Annotated in this window: 16 protein-coding genes; 8 read left to right on the forward strand and 8 right to left on the reverse strand. The window is 57.6% G+C overall.

Features of this window, described 5'->3' with window-relative positions; all coding sequences use genetic code 11:
- The first annotated feature begins 46 nt into the window (after window positions 1-46).
- From FRH_RS01365 to FRH_RS01380, 4 genes are all read left to right on the forward strand, one after another.
- A complete protein-coding gene (locus FRH_RS01365) occupies window positions 47-1,249 on the forward strand; it encodes a glycine betaine/L-proline ABC transporter ATP-binding protein (RefSeq protein ID WP_281997625.1) in 1,203 nt (400 codons plus the stop codon).
- Window positions 1,249-2,085, forward strand: coding sequence for a proline/glycine betaine ABC transporter permease (locus FRH_RS01370; RefSeq protein WP_139526534.1), 837 nt, complete (start codon window positions 1,249-1,251; stop codon window positions 2,083-2,085). Before FRH_RS01365 ends, FRH_RS01370 begins: the two co-directional genes overlap by 1 nt.
- Before the next feature lie 161 nt (window positions 2,086-2,246).
- Window positions 2,247-3,119: a glycine betaine ABC transporter substrate-binding protein gene (locus FRH_RS01375; protein ID WP_153842610.1), complete on the forward strand. Its 873-nt coding sequence runs from the start codon at window positions 2,247-2,249 to the stop codon at window positions 3,117-3,119.
- Window positions 3,120-3,350: 231 nt separating this feature from the next.
- Window positions 3,351-4,991: a BCCT family transporter gene (locus FRH_RS01380; RefSeq protein ID WP_139526532.1), complete on the forward strand. Its 1,641-nt coding sequence runs from the start codon at window positions 3,351-3,353 to the stop codon at window positions 4,989-4,991.
- Window positions 4,992-5,064: 73 nt separating this feature from the next.
- Here the strand turns inward: FRH_RS01380 and FRH_RS01385 are convergent, their stop codons facing one another.
- The 3 genes from FRH_RS01385 to FRH_RS01395 form a co-directional block, all read right to left on the reverse strand.
- Window positions 5,065-5,790: a 3'-5' exonuclease gene (locus tag FRH_RS01385; RefSeq protein WP_139526531.1), complete on the reverse strand. Its 726-nt coding sequence runs from the start codon at window positions 5,788-5,790 to the stop codon at window positions 5,065-5,067.
- 1 nt (window position 5,791) lies between these two features.
- Entirely contained in the window at window positions 5,792-7,702 is a 1,911-nt protein-coding gene (locus FRH_RS01390) for a DUF294 nucleotidyltransferase-like domain-containing protein (protein ID WP_139526530.1), read from the reverse strand.
- 277 nt (window positions 7,703-7,979) lie between these two features.
- Window positions 7,980-8,369 carry a DUF4168 domain-containing protein gene (locus FRH_RS01395; RefSeq protein WP_139526529.1) on the reverse strand — a complete coding sequence of 130 codons (390 nt, stop codon included), beginning with the start codon at window positions 8,367-8,369 and terminating at the stop codon, window positions 7,980-7,982.
- A gap of 146 nt (window positions 8,370-8,515) precedes the next feature.
- Between FRH_RS01395 and FRH_RS01400 the strand changes: the two genes are divergently transcribed.
- Both FRH_RS01400 and FRH_RS01405 read left to right on the forward strand, forming a co-directional pair.
- The gene (locus FRH_RS01400; protein WP_139526528.1) at window positions 8,516-9,439 is read left to right on the forward strand and encodes a DMT family transporter; all 924 of its coding nucleotides are present in this window, start codon (window positions 8,516-8,518) and stop codon (window positions 9,437-9,439) included.
- Window positions 9,440-9,557: 118 nt separating this feature from the next.
- On the forward strand, window positions 9,558-10,247 hold the full coding sequence (locus FRH_RS01405; RefSeq protein WP_139526527.1) for an EAL domain-containing protein: 690 nt from the start codon (window positions 9,558-9,560) through the stop codon (window positions 10,245-10,247).
- Window positions 10,248-10,289: 42 nt separating this feature from the next.
- Here the strand turns inward: FRH_RS01405 and mtgA are convergent, their stop codons facing one another.
- From mtgA to FRH_RS01425, 4 genes are all read right to left on the reverse strand, one after another.
- Window positions 10,290-11,006, reverse strand: a complete 717-nt coding sequence (mtgA, locus tag FRH_RS01410) for a monofunctional biosynthetic peptidoglycan transglycosylase (RefSeq protein ID WP_139526526.1) — start codon at window positions 11,004-11,006, stop codon at window positions 10,290-10,292.
- Window positions 11,007-11,016: 10 nt separating this feature from the next.
- On the reverse strand, window positions 11,017-11,871 hold the full coding sequence (fghA, locus tag FRH_RS01415; protein ID WP_139526525.1) for an S-formylglutathione hydrolase: 855 nt from the start codon (window positions 11,869-11,871) through the stop codon (window positions 11,017-11,019).
- Window positions 11,872-11,954: 83 nt separating this feature from the next.
- Window positions 11,955-13,064 (reverse strand): S-(hydroxymethyl)glutathione dehydrogenase/class III alcohol dehydrogenase, encoded by a 1,110-nt coding sequence (locus tag FRH_RS01420; protein ID WP_139526524.1) that lies wholly within the window; start codon window positions 13,062-13,064, stop codon window positions 11,955-11,957.
- A 58-nt stretch (window positions 13,065-13,122) separates the two neighbouring features.
- Window positions 13,123-14,112, reverse strand: a complete 990-nt coding sequence (locus tag FRH_RS01425; protein WP_281997626.1) for an MBL fold metallo-hydrolase — start codon at window positions 14,110-14,112, stop codon at window positions 13,123-13,125.
- Window positions 14,113-14,237: 125 nt separating this feature from the next.
- On the opposite strand from FRH_RS01425, the gene FRH_RS01430 reads away from it, so the two are divergent.
- Window positions 14,238-15,125 (forward strand): LysR family transcriptional regulator, encoded by an 888-nt coding sequence (locus FRH_RS01430; RefSeq protein WP_219861577.1) that lies wholly within the window; start codon window positions 14,238-14,240, stop codon window positions 15,123-15,125.
- Here the strand turns inward: FRH_RS01430 and FRH_RS01435 are convergent.
- Window positions 15,122-16,489 carry an L-serine ammonia-lyase gene (locus tag FRH_RS01435; protein WP_139526522.1) on the reverse strand — a complete coding sequence of 456 codons (1,368 nt, stop codon included), beginning with the start codon at window positions 16,487-16,489 and terminating at the stop codon, window positions 15,122-15,124. The two genes, FRH_RS01430 and FRH_RS01435, sit on opposite strands and share 4 nt — an antisense overlap.
- 220 nt (window positions 16,490-16,709) lie before the next feature.
- Between FRH_RS01435 and FRH_RS01440 the strand changes: the two genes are divergently transcribed.
- The gene (locus tag FRH_RS01440; RefSeq protein ID WP_281997627.1) at window positions 16,710-17,354 is read left to right on the forward strand and encodes a hypothetical protein; all 645 of its coding nucleotides are present in this window, start codon (window positions 16,710-16,712) and stop codon (window positions 17,352-17,354) included.
- The last annotated feature ends 41 nt before the right edge of the window (window positions 17,355-17,395 follow it).

The raw sequence follows: 17,395 nt of genomic DNA on the forward strand, positions 1-17,395 counted from the left end.
TTGAGTAACGACACAAGGCTGCTCATTCAATCAAAAGGCACCGCTGATGGACGAGACACGCCCTGTCAAAATTCAGGTACGCGGCTTGAGCAAGGTCTTTGGCAAACAGCCCAAAAAAGCCCTCGAGTTACGCGACCAGGGCCTCAAACGCCCTGAGATTCTCGAAAAAACCGGCCAAACCCTCGGCCTTTCCGATATCTCCTTCGACGTCTACGAAGGTGAACTACTGGTCATCATGGGCCTGTCTGGCTCGGGTAAATCCACGCTGATTCGCTGCTTGAATCGCCTGATCGATACGACCGAAGGCGAGATCATCATCGACGGAGAGAACATCCCCACGTTGGGTGAGAAAGCGCTGCTGGAGTGCCGCCGCCGTCATTTCTCGATGGTGTTTCAAAACTTCGCGCTTTTCCCTCACCGGACGGTACAGCAGAACGCCGAATTTGGTTTGGAGATTCGCGGGGTAGAGAAGTCCGAGCGGCAGTCGATCGCCCACAACGCGCTCAAGCAGGTGGGCTTGGAAGGCTGGGAAGATGCCTACCCCAACCAGCTATCGGGCGGTATGCAGCAGCGAGTAGGACTTGCCCGCGCACTGGCCAACGATGCCAGCGTACTGCTCATGGACGAGGCCTTCTCAGCCCTTGATCCGCTCATCCGCAAGGACATGCAGCAAGAGCTTCTGCAGCTGCAAACCAAAATGCAGAAGACTACGGTCTTCATTACTCACGACTTGGATGAGGCGCTCAATATCGGCGACCGCATCGTGCTGCTGAAAGATGGCGAGGTGGTGCAGATCGGTACGCCCGAGGAGATTTTGACCAAGCCTGCCGATGATTACGTGCGCCGCTTCATCGAAGGGGTCGATCGTTCTCGTATCTTGACCGCCGAAAGCGCCATGCGCCCGGTGCGCACCACCGCCCGCGACAGCGATGGCCCGCGTACGTCACTGCACCGCATGCGTGATCACAGCATCGACTCCATCTATGTGACCGACCGTGACCGCCAGCTATTGGGCTTGCTGGAGGCCGACGCTGCTAGCCGTGCCATCGAGGAGAAAGCCGACACCATCACCGATTACTTGACCCAAGATTTCCGCAAAGTGCCGCCAGACGAGCCGCTGCAGCACCTCTTCGCCATGTTCAGCGAGAAGAGCTACCCCATTGCCGTGGTCGATGAGCAGCAGCGCCTATTGGGCGTCGTGGTAAAAGGCGCAGTCCTGGATGAACTGGCACGAGCAGGAGAACAGTAATGGAGATAACACGCATTCCTTTAGGTAGTTGGATTGAATCCGGCCTGACATGGCTGACCAGCGAATACTCCGCCGTGACGCGCGGCATTTCGCGTATTACGCAAACCGGCATCAATAGTTTGAACGATAGCCTGATGTGGCTGCCCGAGTGGGCGTTGCTGGCGATCATTGCCCTGTTGTGCTGGAAACTCGCCAGCATGCGCTTGGCGATTGGCGCCACGGCTGGGCTTGCGTTGATCTGGAACCTGGGGCTTTGGAACCCGATGATCGAAACGCTGACGCTGGTGGTGATTGCCACACTAGTGGCGGTGGTCATCGCGCTGCCCGTAGGCATCGCCGCGGCGCTTTCCGAGCGACTCTACCGGCTGATCATGCCCGTGCTGGACTTCATGCAGACCATGCCCGCGTTCGTGTACCTGATCCCTGCCATCCCGTTTTTCGGCATTGGCTCGGTGTCGGCGATTTTTGCCACGGTCATCTTCTCCATGCCGCCCGCCATTCGCTTTACTACACTGGGCATCCGCCAAGTGCCGACCGAACTCATCGAAGCTGCCGACGCCTACGGTGCCACGCGAGGCCAAAAACTGTTCAAAGTGCAGTTGCCGCTGTCGCTGCCCACGGTGATGGCGGGCATCAACCAAACCATCATGCTGGCCCTGTCGATGGTGGTCATTGCCGCCATGATTGGCGCCGATGGTTTGGGTAGCGAAGTCTGGCGTGCCATCCAGCGCTTGCGTCCAGGGGATGGCTTCGAGGCCGGGATTGCCGTGGTCATTCTAGCCATGCTGCTGGACCGTCTGACGCAGTCGCTGCGCAAATCGCGCCGCTCGTCTTAGCATTGAGCGCTGCGTTGATTGGCATGCTTGAACCACCGGTCATGAATGACCATGCTGATCGATTCAAGCGATCATTAAGGTCAAGACCTTGAAGTAAGCAAAGAACGACCTCTTCATACCGCAGTGGCAAGTGCCACTGCCCATCAACAGGGAGCAAGTGAATGAAAACGCGTACGTTGAATCACCGCATCCGTCTCGCCTCTTTGGCCCTGGTCGCGGGTACCGGGCTAGCCGCTGGCAGCCTGGCCCACGCCCAAGATCAAGGCACGGTCAACTTGGCCTATGTCGAGTGGTCCTCTGAAGTCGCTTCCACTAACGTCATTGCTGCGGTTCTCGAGCAGGCAGGGTTCGAGGTGGAACTGACCTCGCTGTCCGCAGCGGCCATGTTCCAAGCCCTCTCCACGGGTGATGCCGATGCCATCGTCGCCGCCTGGCTGCCGACGACCCACGCAGACTACATGGAGCGTGTCGGTGACAATACCGAAGATTTAGGCCCCAATCTGGATGGCACCAAACTCGGCTTGGTCGTACCTGAGTACACCGACGTGGACTCCATCGCCGATCTGAACGACAACGCCGACAGCTTCAACGGCGAGATTATCGGTATTGACCCCGGTGCTGGCCTGATGGCACTCACCGAAGAGGTCGTGGATACCTATGACCTCGGGCTGAACCTGCGCAGCGGCAGCGGTGCCACCATGACGGCTGCTTTGGCCAGCGCCATCCAAAACGAAGAGGATGTGGTCGTCACTGGCTGGACGCCGCATTGGATGTTTGCTCGGTTCGATCTGAAATACCTCGAAGACCCAGAAAACGTCTACGGCGGTGCCGAGCAGATCCATACCGTCGTACGTAGCGGTCTGGAAGAAGACATGCCAGAAGCCTACGCCATTCTGGATGCCTTCGAGTGGACGCCCGAGCAGATGGGCGAGGTGATGCTGATGAACCAAGAAGATGGCAGCGACCCCTACGAAAATGCCAAGCAGTGGGTAGAAGAGAACCAAGACGTGGTCGAGCAGTGGCTCAACGGCTAGTCATACTCTGCCCCGAGCGTTAAATGACAGAGGGCTTCGGCCCTCTGTCGTCGTTGTAAATGTGACGTTTTTTCGTGCTAACGTGCCCGCGCGTTGAACAAAGATTAAGCAACGTTTGCTACTGTTACTGATGTAATACACGCCTGCTAATGCATTTGTGATTGGCCAGAAGGTAACTGCTGGTCCATCCAGGTGCGTTTGGCGGTTTCTGTCCGACATGGAGAGGCTCCCGTGGATAATCCTGACTCTAAGCGTCCCGCTGATGAGCCGGTATCAGAAGGCATCCCCGCCCCTGATGGCCCGGCTAACCTGATCGATACCGATTACGTGATCGGCCAAGACAACATTACGACGAGTGCAATGGGCTTCAACCTTGACCTACACGGCAAGGTATTCACCATTTCGTCACTCGTGGTGCTGCTGTTCGTCATACTCACCTTGGCACTGCAAGATACGATTTCGCCGATCTACGACGCCGTTTTTGGCTTCCTGACCGGCAATCTGGCTTGGTTCTTCATTTTGGCCGCCAATATCTTCGTCATTCTTTGCCTGGGTTTGATCGTCTCTCCCCTGGGTAAAATCCGCATTGGCGGGGCAGATGCCAAGCCGGACTTTACCTATGCCGGCTGGTTTTCGATGCTGTTCGCCGCCGGTATGGGCATTGGGCTAATGTTCTTTGGCGTCAATGAGCCGCTGACCCACTTCGGCACCTCTTTGGATGGTGGCGACTGGGCACCGCTGGCTGGCGCTGAGGGCGATACGGCAGGCGCAGCGGCGCTGGGCATGGCGGCAACGATCTTCCACTGGGGTCTGCATCCGTGGGCGATTTATGCCGTGGTGGCTCTGTCATTGGCGCTATTCTCGTTCAACAAAGGCTTGCCGCTCTCCATGCGCTCGGTGTTCTACCCGCTACTGGGTGAACGCGTTTGGGGTTGGCCGGGCCACTTGATCGACATTCTGGCAGTGTTTGCCACACTGTTTGGTCTGGCCACGTCACTGGGGCTGGGCGCTACCCAGGCCGCTGCTGGCTTGACCTATCTGTTTGGCGCGCCGGAAAGTGATATCACGATGATTCTGCTCATCATCGGTATCACGATGATAGCGATTGGCTCGATCGTTGCCGGTGTCGACAAGGGCGTACAGCTGCTGTCGAAAATCAACATCGCCATGGCTGCCGCGCTGCTGTTCTTCGTGATCGGTGTCGGCCCGACGCTGCTGATCGCGACCGGCTTTTTCGAGAACCTATTGAGCTACGTGGTTCATCTTCCGGCGCTGTCGAACCCCTTTGGCCGTGAAGACGCGAACTTTAGCCAAGGCTGGACGGCCTTCTACTGGGCATGGTGGATCTCCTGGTCTCCGTACGTCGGCATGTTCATTGCGCGGGTATCCCGCGGCCGTACCGTACGTGAGTTCCTGGTCTCCGTGCTGATCGTGCCGTCCGTCGTTTCGGTACTGTGGATGACGACCTTCGGTGGCACCGCCATCGATCAGTACGTCAGCCAAGGCATCGAGGCCGTGCGCGACGCAGGCGTGGATCTGCAGCTGTTCATCATGCTCGAGCAACTGCCGCTGTCACAGATCACCTCGTTCATCGCCATCGTGCTGGTCATCGTGTTCTTCGTGACCTCGTCGGATTCTGGCTCGCTGGTCATCGACTCCATTACCGCAGGTGGCAAGGTCGATGCACCGAAACCGCAGCGCGTGTTCTGGGCGATCATCGAAGGCGCGATTGCCATTGCACTGCTGCTGGGGGGCGGTTTGACCGCGCTGCAAACCATGGCCGTGTCGACCGGGTTCCCGTTCACCATCATTCTACTGGTGGCCTGCTACGCCATCATCAAAGGCTTGATGAGCGAACCCAAAGCAGTGTAAGTAACAGCTTCAACTCGGCAAGACGTCAACGGGCAGCCCAAGGGCTGCCCGTTTTGCAAAGAAGGTGCGAGCGCTAACACCACAGCGCTTTTAAAGGCGTCTCAGGGCTATAGCGATTGGCGATTTGCGCCTGCAAAAGCTCGGCAGTGGCCAGAGCATCAATGAGCGCATGGTGGCCTTGGTAAACGGGTAAGCCGTAGCGCTCGCGGCTGGCGTTGAGGCGAATCGATACCGGCGGACGACCCAGCCAGCGGCGAAAGCGGGCCCACAGTGTTTGTCGATGCAACCGCGCTTCCAACGACATGGTATCGATCATGGGAAACAACACTCCCTCACCACGGCGCGCCTTCACCGCCGCATCGAGAAAAGGTCGCTCGATATTACGAAAGTGAACCACCACGACCCGCCCGGCCAACACCGCCAACAGCTCGTCTAGCACGCTATCCAAGTCTGGCGCATCGGCAATCTCCGAGTGCGTGATGTGGTGATACGCTATCGAGTCCTCATCTAACGGACGGGGCGGTTTCACTACCCAGTAACGGCGCTGAGCCATGGATATACGCCCTAGCGTAAACGGCACGACGCCAATGCTGACGATCGCATGGCGTCGCTCATCGAGTCCGGTGGTTTCCATATCCAGCGCGACGAGCGGCACCTCGGACAGCGGCGTCTCGGGATCAGGCATCGGCGTATCGAAAAAGCGTATCAAGGTGTCATCTTTGGCCCGCTCGGCCCGAGCGGCCATATAGCCCTTCCAATCGGCTTGAGTGACCTTTTGGCGCGGACGAATACCGTGCATATCAGCGCCTCTGCCGTTGGGTGGGAACGGGGTAGCGGAACTTCAAAAACTTCTGAGCATTGCTCAACACCTGAAAAGCATCCTTTAGGGTGTGCCGTTCGCTGTCTTCTACGTTCTCCGGCTCGATATTATTGTCCGGCTCACGCTCCTCCTGCAGGTCGATCATTTGGTGACGGATCCGCGACATGCACAAGAACTCGAGCGCATAGCTGAGTTTGTCACTCACCCCGGTGGCTAGCAGCTGGGTTTTGCTGATGTCGTCCAACCGTTGAAAGGAGCTTTGCGCTTTAGAACCACAGGCCAAGGCATGCACACGAATCAAATCTACCATCGGCGCCGTGCCGCGTCGCTTGAGGTTGATGGAGTTGTTGTGCTTGCCATCTTTTTCCATGACGATAGTGCGGAAAAAGCCCAAAGGTGGGGTGCGATTGAGCGCATTACGCGCCATGGCCGCCAGGAACAGCGGTGATTTGGGAGCCGTTTGGGCAATTAAATCCTGCAGCGTTTCAACGAACAGGTCCTCCCCGTAAACACTATCGAGATCGAAAAAGATCGAGCTGTGCAGCAGCTTCTCGGGCGTTGGGTTCGCCATCCAGTCCTGGAAGTAGCGCTTCCATACCGCCAACGGCTGACGCCACTGCCGGTTGGTCGCCATGACATCCCCTTTGCAGTACGTATAGCCACAGGCGGCAAGGCCGTCGCTGACGAACGCGGCCAACGCATGGAAGTACTCATCATGCTCTTCGGCAACGAAGTCATCGGAGAGAATCAGCGCGTTATCCTGATCCGTGACGATGCTCTGCTCGTTACGCGCCATGGAGCCATTGACCATGAAGCAGTAGGGTACCGGCGGCGGACCCAACGTATCTTCTGCCAACTCCAGCAGTCGGCGGGTGAAGCTGCGGCCGATGGTAGAGAGCGCGCTGCCCACCATTTGCGAGTTTGCGCCCTCCTGCACCATGCGTACGAACGCTGCTCGAACGTCGGGCGCCAGCTTGGCAAGCCCTTGTGCACTGGACTGGTTGAAGATATTGCTCACCAGGTAGAGTCCGCTGTGCGTTTCGTAGCGAATGATATCGGATAGGTGCACCACACCCACCGGGCGCTGGCGGTAGAGTACCGGGAGGTGATGGACGTTGCTACGCAGCATGGTCAGCATCGCTTCATACACGGATGCATCGGACTGGACGGTAATCAGCCGCTCGGAGATAACCTCTCCCACAGGGGTGCTGGGCGATAGCCCCTCGGCCACGACCCGCGTGCGGAAATCGCTATCGGTGAGAATGCCGCACATCTGCCAAATTTGGCCTTCGCTATCCTGAAAGCTATAGCGAGGGTTATCACTCCCCTCTTTGATGACCAACACCGCAGACGCCTGGGCATCGATAATTTGCCTAGCCGCCTGCTGGACACTCGTCGTCGCCTCCACCATGACCGGATAGCGGGTGACCAGTTTGCGAATACGCGTCACCATCATGTCGTTCGACTTCTTCTGCTGCTCTGCGGCAGTTTCTAACCGTGGGCGCTCGAGTTCGACGAAGTCGGCAAAGTCATCGTCCTCTTCACATAGGCGCTGAAATACCGCGTCGGGAATAAAGTAAATCAGCGTGTCTTCAATGGCTTTGGCAGGAAAGCGAACCTTGTGATTTCGCAGCAGGCTGAAGTGACCAAAAATATCGCCCTCGCCCAAGCGGTTGTAGAGCTCTCCTTGGCGACGATACACCTCGACCGCGCCGCTGCGGATGTAGCAAAGCTCGTCGAGGGTATCGTTGAGCGCCAGAATATCGCTGCCCGTTTTGAAGTAGCTTACCTCTACCTGCTCGGCAATCGCATCCAGCAGTTCATCCGATAAGCCATCAAACGGGGGAAACTGCCCCATGTGCTGGCGTATTTCTAATAACTCGACGTCCATACGCTCTCCTGCTGGGCGCTGACTCTGTTGAACGGACGGTGCTTTGATGCATCATGGGACGACAATAGGCCGTCCTGGTCTCAGTGTGTCGTGAACATTCACCTTGGACAACCCTTTGAGGTGAAACGAAAGTGCCGGACTCAATGACCCGCACAAAAAAAGCCCAACGCATGTACGTTGGGCTTTGGTCGGCTTGCGGCGTGACAGTTACTTCGCACGTTAAGGAAAATCTGGCACTATCCACATAGCCTTGGGTAAAACATTCAATTCATGGCCTTTACGACTGGCTAGCCATTTCCTGAACGCGCTGCATCATTTCTGGATCTTGCTGAATGGACTGACCGATTGCGTTGAACGTATCGACATCCAAGCCGCTATCTTCGACGACTTCGATCATGCGGTCGTTAGCTTCAGCGCGTACTTCCTGTTGTGCGGCTTCGTCTTCTGCTTCCTGCAGACGCTGTGTGTACTCTTGCGAGATCACGGCGATTTCTTGAGAAGCATCGGCGAACTGCTGTAGCTGCTGATCAGAAAAATCCTGAGTCGGGGCTTGTTGAGTAGCCATTGGGTCTTGCGCTTGACCGTCGGCTTGTTGGGCGTGAGCGGTGCCCGCCATCAGACCCGTCGCAAGAAGTGCAGCAGAGAACAAAGCAGTCATACGTTGCATGGTAAGAAACCTCATTGGCGCGTTATGAATGTGCCCAGTGTGACGCGTCGTTTGGGCGCTGGTTCAATCTTTTATGTAAAACTCAGTAACAAAAAGAACAAAGCGTAAGTCACCCAACTCACGAATCATGCTACTCCAGGAAGATTATGTCTATTAATTTCAGAAAGTTAACAGATAAGGACGCTGCCTCCCTTGGTTTGACTGCCATGCCAGGCCTGTTCGTTCTGTTGTGGAGTACTGGCTTTATTGGCGCAAAATTTGGCCTCCCCTACGCCGAACCCTTCACCTTTTTGTTCATCCGTTTCGTACTCACCCTACTGCTACTGACTCCCTTGATATGGGTAATGCGTATTTCTTGGCCTTCATCACCTACGTTATGGAAACATATTGCGGTATCGGGTTTGCTGGTCCATGGCACCTACTTAGGCGGTGTATTTTACGGTATCTATTTGGGCATGCCTGCAGGTCTGGCTGCGCTCTTGGTCGGCCTGCAGCCACTCCTCACCGCCGCCTGCGCAGGACCGCTGCTCGGCGAGCGGTTGACCAGACGGCAGTGGTTAGGCCTGTTGTTGGGATTGGTCGGCATCAGCTTGGTTCTGGGCAGTAAGCTGGAGCTCGGCAGCACGCTCTTTAGCGGCTTCGGGATGGGTGCGTTGGTGAGCGTGATGGCCGCCCTAGTGGGTATCTCGCTTGGCACCCTATACCAAAAGCGCTACTGCACCAGCATGCCACTGCTGTCGGGCGCAGCGATCCAGTACATGGCGGCAGGTGGACTGTTGGGCATTGGCGCCCTACTGTTCGAAAGCCGCGAGGTGGAGTGGAGCACAACGTTCATACTCACGCTTGGCTGGCTCGTGCTGATTCTCTCAATTGCCGCTATCCTGCTATTGATGGCCTTGATAAAGAAGGGGGAGGCTTCTCGTGTAGCGAGTCTCTTTTATCTGGTGCCTCCAGTCACGGCGCTTCAGGCGTGGTGGCTATTCGATGAGCGTTTGCCGCTGCTGGGATTGGCAGGCATGGTCATTGCCATTATCGGTGTGGTCATGGTGGTACGCCCCTCGACGACATAATTCGATACGAAAAAAACGAATCTTCCAGGGCTTGGAAAAAATGACTGCACAACCTCACTGCGCCAGGGTCGACGGCGTTTGCAACCGATGCGATACCCCAGTTCCCTTTGCGTTTACGATGGCCTTTCAACCCATTGTCGATGTTTCCCAACGACGAGTGGTGTATTACGAAGCATTGGTGCGCGGAGTTAACGGCGAATCGGCCTTTTCGATCCTGAATCAAGTGACCGATGAGCTGATGTATCGCTTCGACCAAGCCTGTCGCGTAAAGGCCATCGAGCTTGCCAGCGAACTGGGCATGACCGAGCGGCTGTCGATCAATTTTTTACCGAATGCCGTGTACGAACCGGAGGCGTGCATTCAGTCCACGCTCGACACGTCACGCCGCGTGGGCTGGCCCACCGAGCGGCTTAACTTCGAAATCACCGAAACTGAGCGTGTCGTCGATAGAGCGCATATGCGTAATATTATCGATAGCTATCGACGGATGGGGTTTACCACCTCGCTAGATGACTTCGGCAATGGCTACGCCAACTTGGATTTGTTGACCGACCTTCGCCCCGACACCCTCAAAATCGACCGCGAGCTGGTCATGGGCTGCGATAGCAACGTGCGTCGTCAGGCCATTCTCAAGAGCATGGTGTCATTGGCACGCACCCTAGGCACACAGCTCGTCGCTGAAGGGGTCGAAACCCGAGAAGAGTCCCGCTGCCTGCTGGCGCTAGGCATTTCCGTGCAGCAAGGTTACTACTTTGCGCGCCCTCAGATCGGCGAACTGCCTACCGTGGCACCCGTGCGATACGACTGAGCCAAGCGGCTCAGTCAAACGCCCACCTCATTACCTCTACGCTCATAGCCGCTCCAAGTAGGCCGTGCCGCCTAAATTGCGCATCTGCTGACGAATCCACTGGCTGCGACGCTCGACCTGGGCGTCGGGCCGGGAAGCGCTGCGAGTACGTGGGCTGGGTAGTATGGCGGCCAACAAACTAGCCTGACGCTCGGTCAACGCGCTGCCTGAAGCACCGAAGTAGTGATTGGCCGCCGCTTCCAAACCGAACACGCCGGTATCCCACTCGGCGACGTTGAGATACACCTCTAGAATTCGCTGTTTCCCCCAGAGCGTTTCGATCAACAGAGTGAACCACGCTTCTAGGCCTTTGCGTAACCAACTACGCCCGGTCCATAGAAACACGTTTTTGGCAGTCTGTTGGCTCAGGGTACTGGCGCCGCGCAGCCGCTCACCGTCTCGACTTGCTTCCCAGGCGCGACGCATTTCGACGAAATCGAACCCGCGATGCTGGGGGAACCGCTGATCCTCTGCGGAGATCACCGCCAGTTTGGCATTGCTAGACAGTTGCTCCCAACTACGCCACTGACGCTGAATGTCGATGGGCTCACTGTTGATCCAGCTCTGCACTTTACGCTCGACCATCACCATGGAGCCAGGCGGCGGTACGAAACGAAATAGCAGCACCAACGCCACGGAGAGCACCACGAACCCCAGCGCACCACGCCAGACAAGCCGCCATAGCAGACGAAGAAAACGGCGCAGCGCGCGATCGAGCATCTCGGAATCCTTAGCGTTTCATGAGGTGTTCCGCATGATAGCGCAAATGATCCTCGATGAACGAGGCGATGAAGAAGTAGCTATGGTCATAGCCCGGCTGGCGACGCAATGTCAGCGGGTGATCGTGCTCTTCACAGACGGCTTCCAGGCGCTCAGGCATGAGCTGCTCTTCCAAGAACTGGTCCGCCTCGCCCTGGTCGATGAACAGCCGCTGGCGAGACGCACCGTTGGCCACTAGCTCACAGGCATCGTATTGACGCCAGCGCGACTGGTCGTCGCCCAAGTAGCTGGTAAAGGCTTTTTGGCCCCAAGGGCAGTTCATTGGATTGACGATCGGCGCGAAGGCCGAGACCGAACGGAACCGACCGGGATGGCGCAGCGCAAGGATCAGCGCGCCGTGCCCGCCCATGGAGTGACCGCTGATCGATTCACGACCATTGACGGGAAAGTGCTGGCGCACGACCGACGGTAGCTCCTCGATCACATAGTCGTACATCCGGTAATGCGGCTTCCACGGCGCTTGGGTGGCATTGACGTAGAAACCGGCCCCAGAGCCGAGATCGTAGCTGTCGTGCTCGCCGGGTAGATCGGTACCTCGCGGGCTGGTATCGGGGCAGACGATCGCCACCCCAAGCTCAGCAGCAATCCGGTGGGCGCCCGCCTTCTGCATGAAGTTTTCGTCATTACAGGTCAGCCCGGACAGCCACCACAACAGCGGCACCCGCTCGTTTTCCGCTTGCGGCGGCAGGTAAACGGCGAAGACCATGTCGCAGTCAAGCGCCCGGGAGTAGTGGCGGTAGCGCTTGTGCCAGCCGCCGCTGCTGCGGTTGGCCGACACCAGTTCTAAGGTTTCACTCATGCTCATGGGGCAGGCTCCTCGAGAAGATGAAAACGCGGAGGGTCGCCCCTACCGCGTTCGTTTACCCGGTTTCGTTGACTTGATGATACTCAGTAATGCAGCACGGTACGAATGCTCTTGCCCTCGTGCAGCAAGTCGAAGGCTTCGTTGATCTGCTCGAACGGCATGTCGTGGGTGATGAAGTCGTCGATATTGAGCTCGCCGTTCATGTAGCGCTCGACGTAACCCGGCAGCTCGCTGCGCCCTTTCACACCGCCAAACGCCGACCCTTTCCAAACACGACCCGTGACCAATTGGAATGGACGTGTAGAGATCTCTTCGCCTGCGCCAGCCACACCAATGATGATCGATTCGCCCCAACCCTTATGGCAGCACTCCAGCGCCGAGCGCATGACGTTGACGTTGCCGATACACTCGAAAGAGTAGTCGACGCCACCATCGGTCATATCGACGATGACCTGCTGGATCGGATCGCTGTAATCTTTAGGATTGACGAAATCCGTCGCGCCGAACTGCTTGGCCAGGGCGAATTTATCCGGATTGACGTCGATCGCGATGATTTTGGACGCCTTGGCCATCACCGCACCCTGAATGACCGCCAAGCCGATGGCGCCCAAACCAAACACGGCCACCGTCGAGCCGGGCTCTACTTTAGCGGTGTTCAAGACGGCACCAATGCCCGTGGTCACGCCACAGCCCAATAGACAGATTTTGTCCATGGGTGCTTCTTTGGACACCACCGCTAGGGACACCTCCGGCAGCACCGTGTACTCGCTGAACGTGGACGTCCCCATGTAGTGGTGCAACATCTTACCGTCTAGGGAGAAACGCGACGTGCCATCAGGCATGACGCCTTTGCCTTGAGTCGCCCGTACACTGCCGCACAGGTTGGTTTTACCTGACAGGCAGAATTTGCACTTGCCGCACTCTGCAGTGTAAAGAGGAATGACATGATCGCCTGGCTTGACGCTGGTGACGCCTTCCCCCACCTCTTGAACGACGCCCGCACCCTCGTGCCCGAGCACTGCCGGGAAGTTGCCCTCTGGGTCGGCGCCAGAGAGCGTGTAAGCGTCGGTATGGCACACGCTGGTAGCGGCCATTTTGACCAACACTTCTCCCGCCTTCGGGCCTTCTACATCGATCTCTACCAGCTCTAGGGGCTTACCCGCTTCGAGTGCAACTGCCGCGCGTGATTTCATGGTGACTCCTTTGGGTTCACGGTCATCGAACACGCCATGGCGCGTTCGCTATATTCAGTTACTCGCTATCGCCAGAAACCGGCCCAAACTCGATGGGCAGCCAGCGATAACCTTCCTCGTCTTCGGTGATATGACCAATGCCCGGAAAGGGCATGTGGGCACCGGCCACCCAGTGTTTCTCTTCGACCGCACTTTCCAGCACGGCTTCACGAGTGCGTACGGCCTGCTCGGGATCAGAGTCGAATTCGATGGCAACGCTTGGGTCAGCAAACTGTACGCCGTAGCTGTGAACGACATCGCCCCATACCAACATGGCGTCGTCATCACTATTGAGCATAAAGCTCGCATGGCCCGGCGTATGGCCGTGGGTGTCTTGAGCAACGATCCCCATCAGCAGTTCATCGCCCGGCGCAAAGGGGCTGAATCGGCCAGCCTCTTGATAGGGCGCCACGGCCTCTTGTGCCATGGTAAAGAAGGCACGCTCCTCCTCTGGAAGCGCTTGGGAGCGCTCTTCGTCCAACCAGAAGTCAGCGTCGCCTTGACTGGCGCGCAGCTCGGCATTCGGGTAGACCGCGTCACCGTTCTCGTCTGCCAGACCACAGACGTGGTCTGGGTGCAGGTGCGTCATCAAGATCGTATCGACCTCTTCCGGCGCATAGCCCGAAGCACGCAGATTCTGCTCGACCTGCCCCAAGGTGGGGCCAAAGCACGCCGCCGATCCTGCATCGACGAGCACCAGGTTCTGGCCGGTGTGGATCAAAAAAGCGTTCACGGCAGTTTGCATGCCGTTCTCTGCATCGATGAACAGTGCATCGAGATGACGCAAAATCTCGTCTTGCTCCATGCCCTTTAAGAGCGAAGTGTCTAGTGTGGTATGGCCATCGTAAAGCGCCGTCACTTCGCTATCGCCCACCATCATACGGAACCAGCCTGGTGCCTGCTCTTGCTGCTGGGCAGGCACCTCTGCCTGAGCGGCAGCGATCCAACCGGTGCTGATAGCAGCCACCAAAGCACGCCGAGGCCAGCGTGAAGAGATCATCGACATCATCAAAACACTCCATGGAAACGCGAGAGAGACTTGCAGTGTAGGTCAGCTAGGCGAGAGGGATAAAGCGGGATACACTCATAAGATTATTGTCACTGAGCAACAATCCACTCGATTAAGGGCTCGCCATGCAGCGTTGGGATCGTATCGAAGCCTTCGTCGAGGTGGTCAGGCTGGGCACCTTTTCCGCCGCCGCTCGACACCTCAAAGTTTCTACCTCGCATATCAGCCGTTTGGTCAGCCAGCTTGAGAACCAGCTAGGCGTGCAGCTACTCTACCGCACCACGCGGCAGATTCGGCTGACCGATGCGGGGGCGCTTTACGTGGAGCACTGCCGGCATCTCTTCGACGGACTGCGCGACGCCGAGCAAGCCATCAGCGAACTTCAAGCCAGCCCGCAAGGTCTGTTGAAGCTCACCTCGGCCACCACCTTTGGCGAGCGCTATATCGCGCCGCTGGTCAACGACTTCCAGCGCCTGCACCCCCAGTTGGAAGTCCACATGCACTTTACCAATCGCCCGGTCGAGCTGATCGAGGAAGGCTTCGACATTGCCATCCGCATGGGCGTACTCAAAGACTCCAGCCTGATTGCCCGACGGCTGTGTGAACGCCAGGAGTACGTGGTGGGGTCGAGCGCCTACTTTCGTCAAGCGCCCAGGCCACACACCCTGTCGGAATTGAGCCAGCACCGCTGCCTGATCGGCTCGCGGCCCAACTGGCTCTTCGAAGTCAACGGCCAGCGCCGGGAGGTAAAGGTAGAGGGATGTTGGAGCGCTAATTCTGGACCGGCCCTGCTGGATGCCGCCCTCAAAGGGCTGGGGCTCGCCCAGCTGCCGGATTACTACGTGGCGCCTTATCTGGCCAGTGGAGAGTTAGTGTCGGTGCTGGAGCCGTTCCAACACCACGACACGGCGGTCTGGGCGGTGTACCCTCGCCACCGCCACTTATCGCCCAAGATTCGTCAGCTGGTCGATCATTTGGTCGACCATATCGACACTCTGTTACCTGCTCATTAGCACTCGATGGCATTGACTGCGAGACCACCTTTCGAGGTCTCTTTGTACTTGTCCTGCATATCGCGACCGGTATCGCGCATGGTGCGGATCACCTTATCCAGCGAAACGAAGTGGTCTCCGTCGCCATGTAGCGCCATACGCGCGGCGTTGATTGCCTTCACCGAGGCGATCGCGTTGCGCTCGATACAGGGTACCTGGACTAGTCCTGCCACTGGGTCGCAGGTCAGCCCCAAGTTATGCTCCAAGCCGATTTCGGCAGCGTTCTCTACCTGCTTGGGCGTGCCGCCCAGCACCTCGGCAAGGCCCGCGGCGGCCATGGCGCAGGCGGAGCCCACCTCCCCCTGACAGCCTACTTCAGCGCCGGAAATGGACGCGTTCTTTTTACACAGGATGCCCATGGCCCCCGCCGCCAACAAGAAATCCACCACATCGGCATCGCAGGCGTCCGGCTCGAACTTCAGATAGTACGCCAGCACGGCGGGCACGATGCCCGCAGCGCCGTTGGTCGGCGCGGTCACCATTCGCTTACCGGCGGCATTCTCTTCGTTCACCGCTAGGGCAAACAGATTGACCCAATCCATGACCGAGAAACTGGTCACGATGAGACGCTGATGGTCGGGCGGTGCAAGCAGCTGCTGATGCAGCGAATGAGCGCGGCGGCGGACGTTCAAACCACCCGGCAGCCGCCCGGTGGCCATCAAACCGTTATCGATACTCTGGCGCATGGCGTGCCAAATCGTTAACAGCGTTTGGCGAATCGACGCTTCGCTGCGCCACGCTTTCTCGTTTTCGAGCATCAGCTCGCTAATCCGCAGATCGTGCTGCTGACACAATGCCAGCAGCTCATTGGCCGATTCGAACGGGTATGGCAGCGCCGTTTTATCCTCATCCAGCCCCCCCTGATCGGCACAGGCCTGGTCCACGTAGAACCCACCGCCGAGCGAATAATAGGTGTTCGTGCTAACCACCGTATCGTCATGGTAGGCCGTTAGCGTCATGGCGTTAGGGTGGAAGGGCAAGCAGGTGTCGTCCCATTCGATGTCCTGAGCGCGCTGAAATACCAGGGACTGGCCGTGGGGAAGCGTCAACGGCTTACCGTCATCCAAACCGGCCAATCGCCCGGCAATGATGTCCGGGTCGATCGCTTCGGGTGTCTCACCCATGAGCCCCATGATGACCGCACTATCGGTCCCGTGCCCAACGCCAGTGGCGGCCAGCGATCCATGCAGCCTTACCACCACTCGGGTGACGTCTGGTACGGTCAGTGACATCACGAAATCCCGCGCGGCCCGCATGGGGCCCACGGTATGCGAGCTGGAGGGCCCAATCCCTATTCGAAACAGATCAAACACGCTAATGGCCATAATAGTGCCCGCCCCTCAACGGTCATGCTTAGTAGTGACGACGACTTGATACCATCGCCGCTTGGTATTTTCTTGGTTACTCTTACTTTGCAGCGTTATCGACTGTCCGTCGAGTCATGCATAGAAGGTGAGACGTGCGAGCACAGGAAAGTGACGATATAATGAACATTCATTTCTGAATGTTTACTCTCCTCGCCTCACCCCCAATAAGGATGTTGGTATGCCATCGTCACCCCCCTGGGCGATCAGTTTTCGCACCGCGCTACTTCGTGCCACTCTGTACACGCTCGCCATCGGCGGTATCGCCCAAGGCGGTTACCTGGAAGTGCTTTACCTGCCCGAGGTTCGCTACTCCGAGCTTGGTTTTACCGAATTCACACAAACCTTGGTATTGGCAAGCTGCTGCGCGCTACTGATCTATATTCGCCACGTATTGAAAGTATGGCCCACCGTCACGCTGCTGCTGCTGGCGTTTATCGGCGCATCGCTCGTGCGTGAGCAGGACTACTTTCTCGATCACTACGTGGCGGAAGACACCTGGAAATATCTCGTCGCGCTGATCGTGCTCCCCAGTCTTGGCTGGGTCATCTTTCACCGCCAGCGGTTTTTGGAAGAGTTTCGCCACTACAGCAACACCTTCTCGTTTGGTCTATTTGCGGCAGGCGTGCTGGTCACCTATATCTTTTCTCGCCTTTATGGACGCCAAGATTTTTGGCGAGCCGTGTTGCAAGAGCACTATATCCGTGACTTCAAAGACATTGCCGAAGAGGCCATCGAACTACTCGGCTACAGCTTGATTCTGTTTGCCACCATCGAGCTTCTCTTTCTCGCACGACGCATCTATCGCGCACGGCAAACGCCTTAACCAATCACTTATCCCCCCAGCCAAACACCGCTGACGCCCCG

The sequence above is a fragment of the Halomonas sp. A020 genome (assembly GCF_027943625.1).
Taxonomy (GTDB): domain Bacteria; phylum Pseudomonadota; class Gammaproteobacteria; order Pseudomonadales; family Halomonadaceae; genus Vreelandella; species Vreelandella piezotolerans.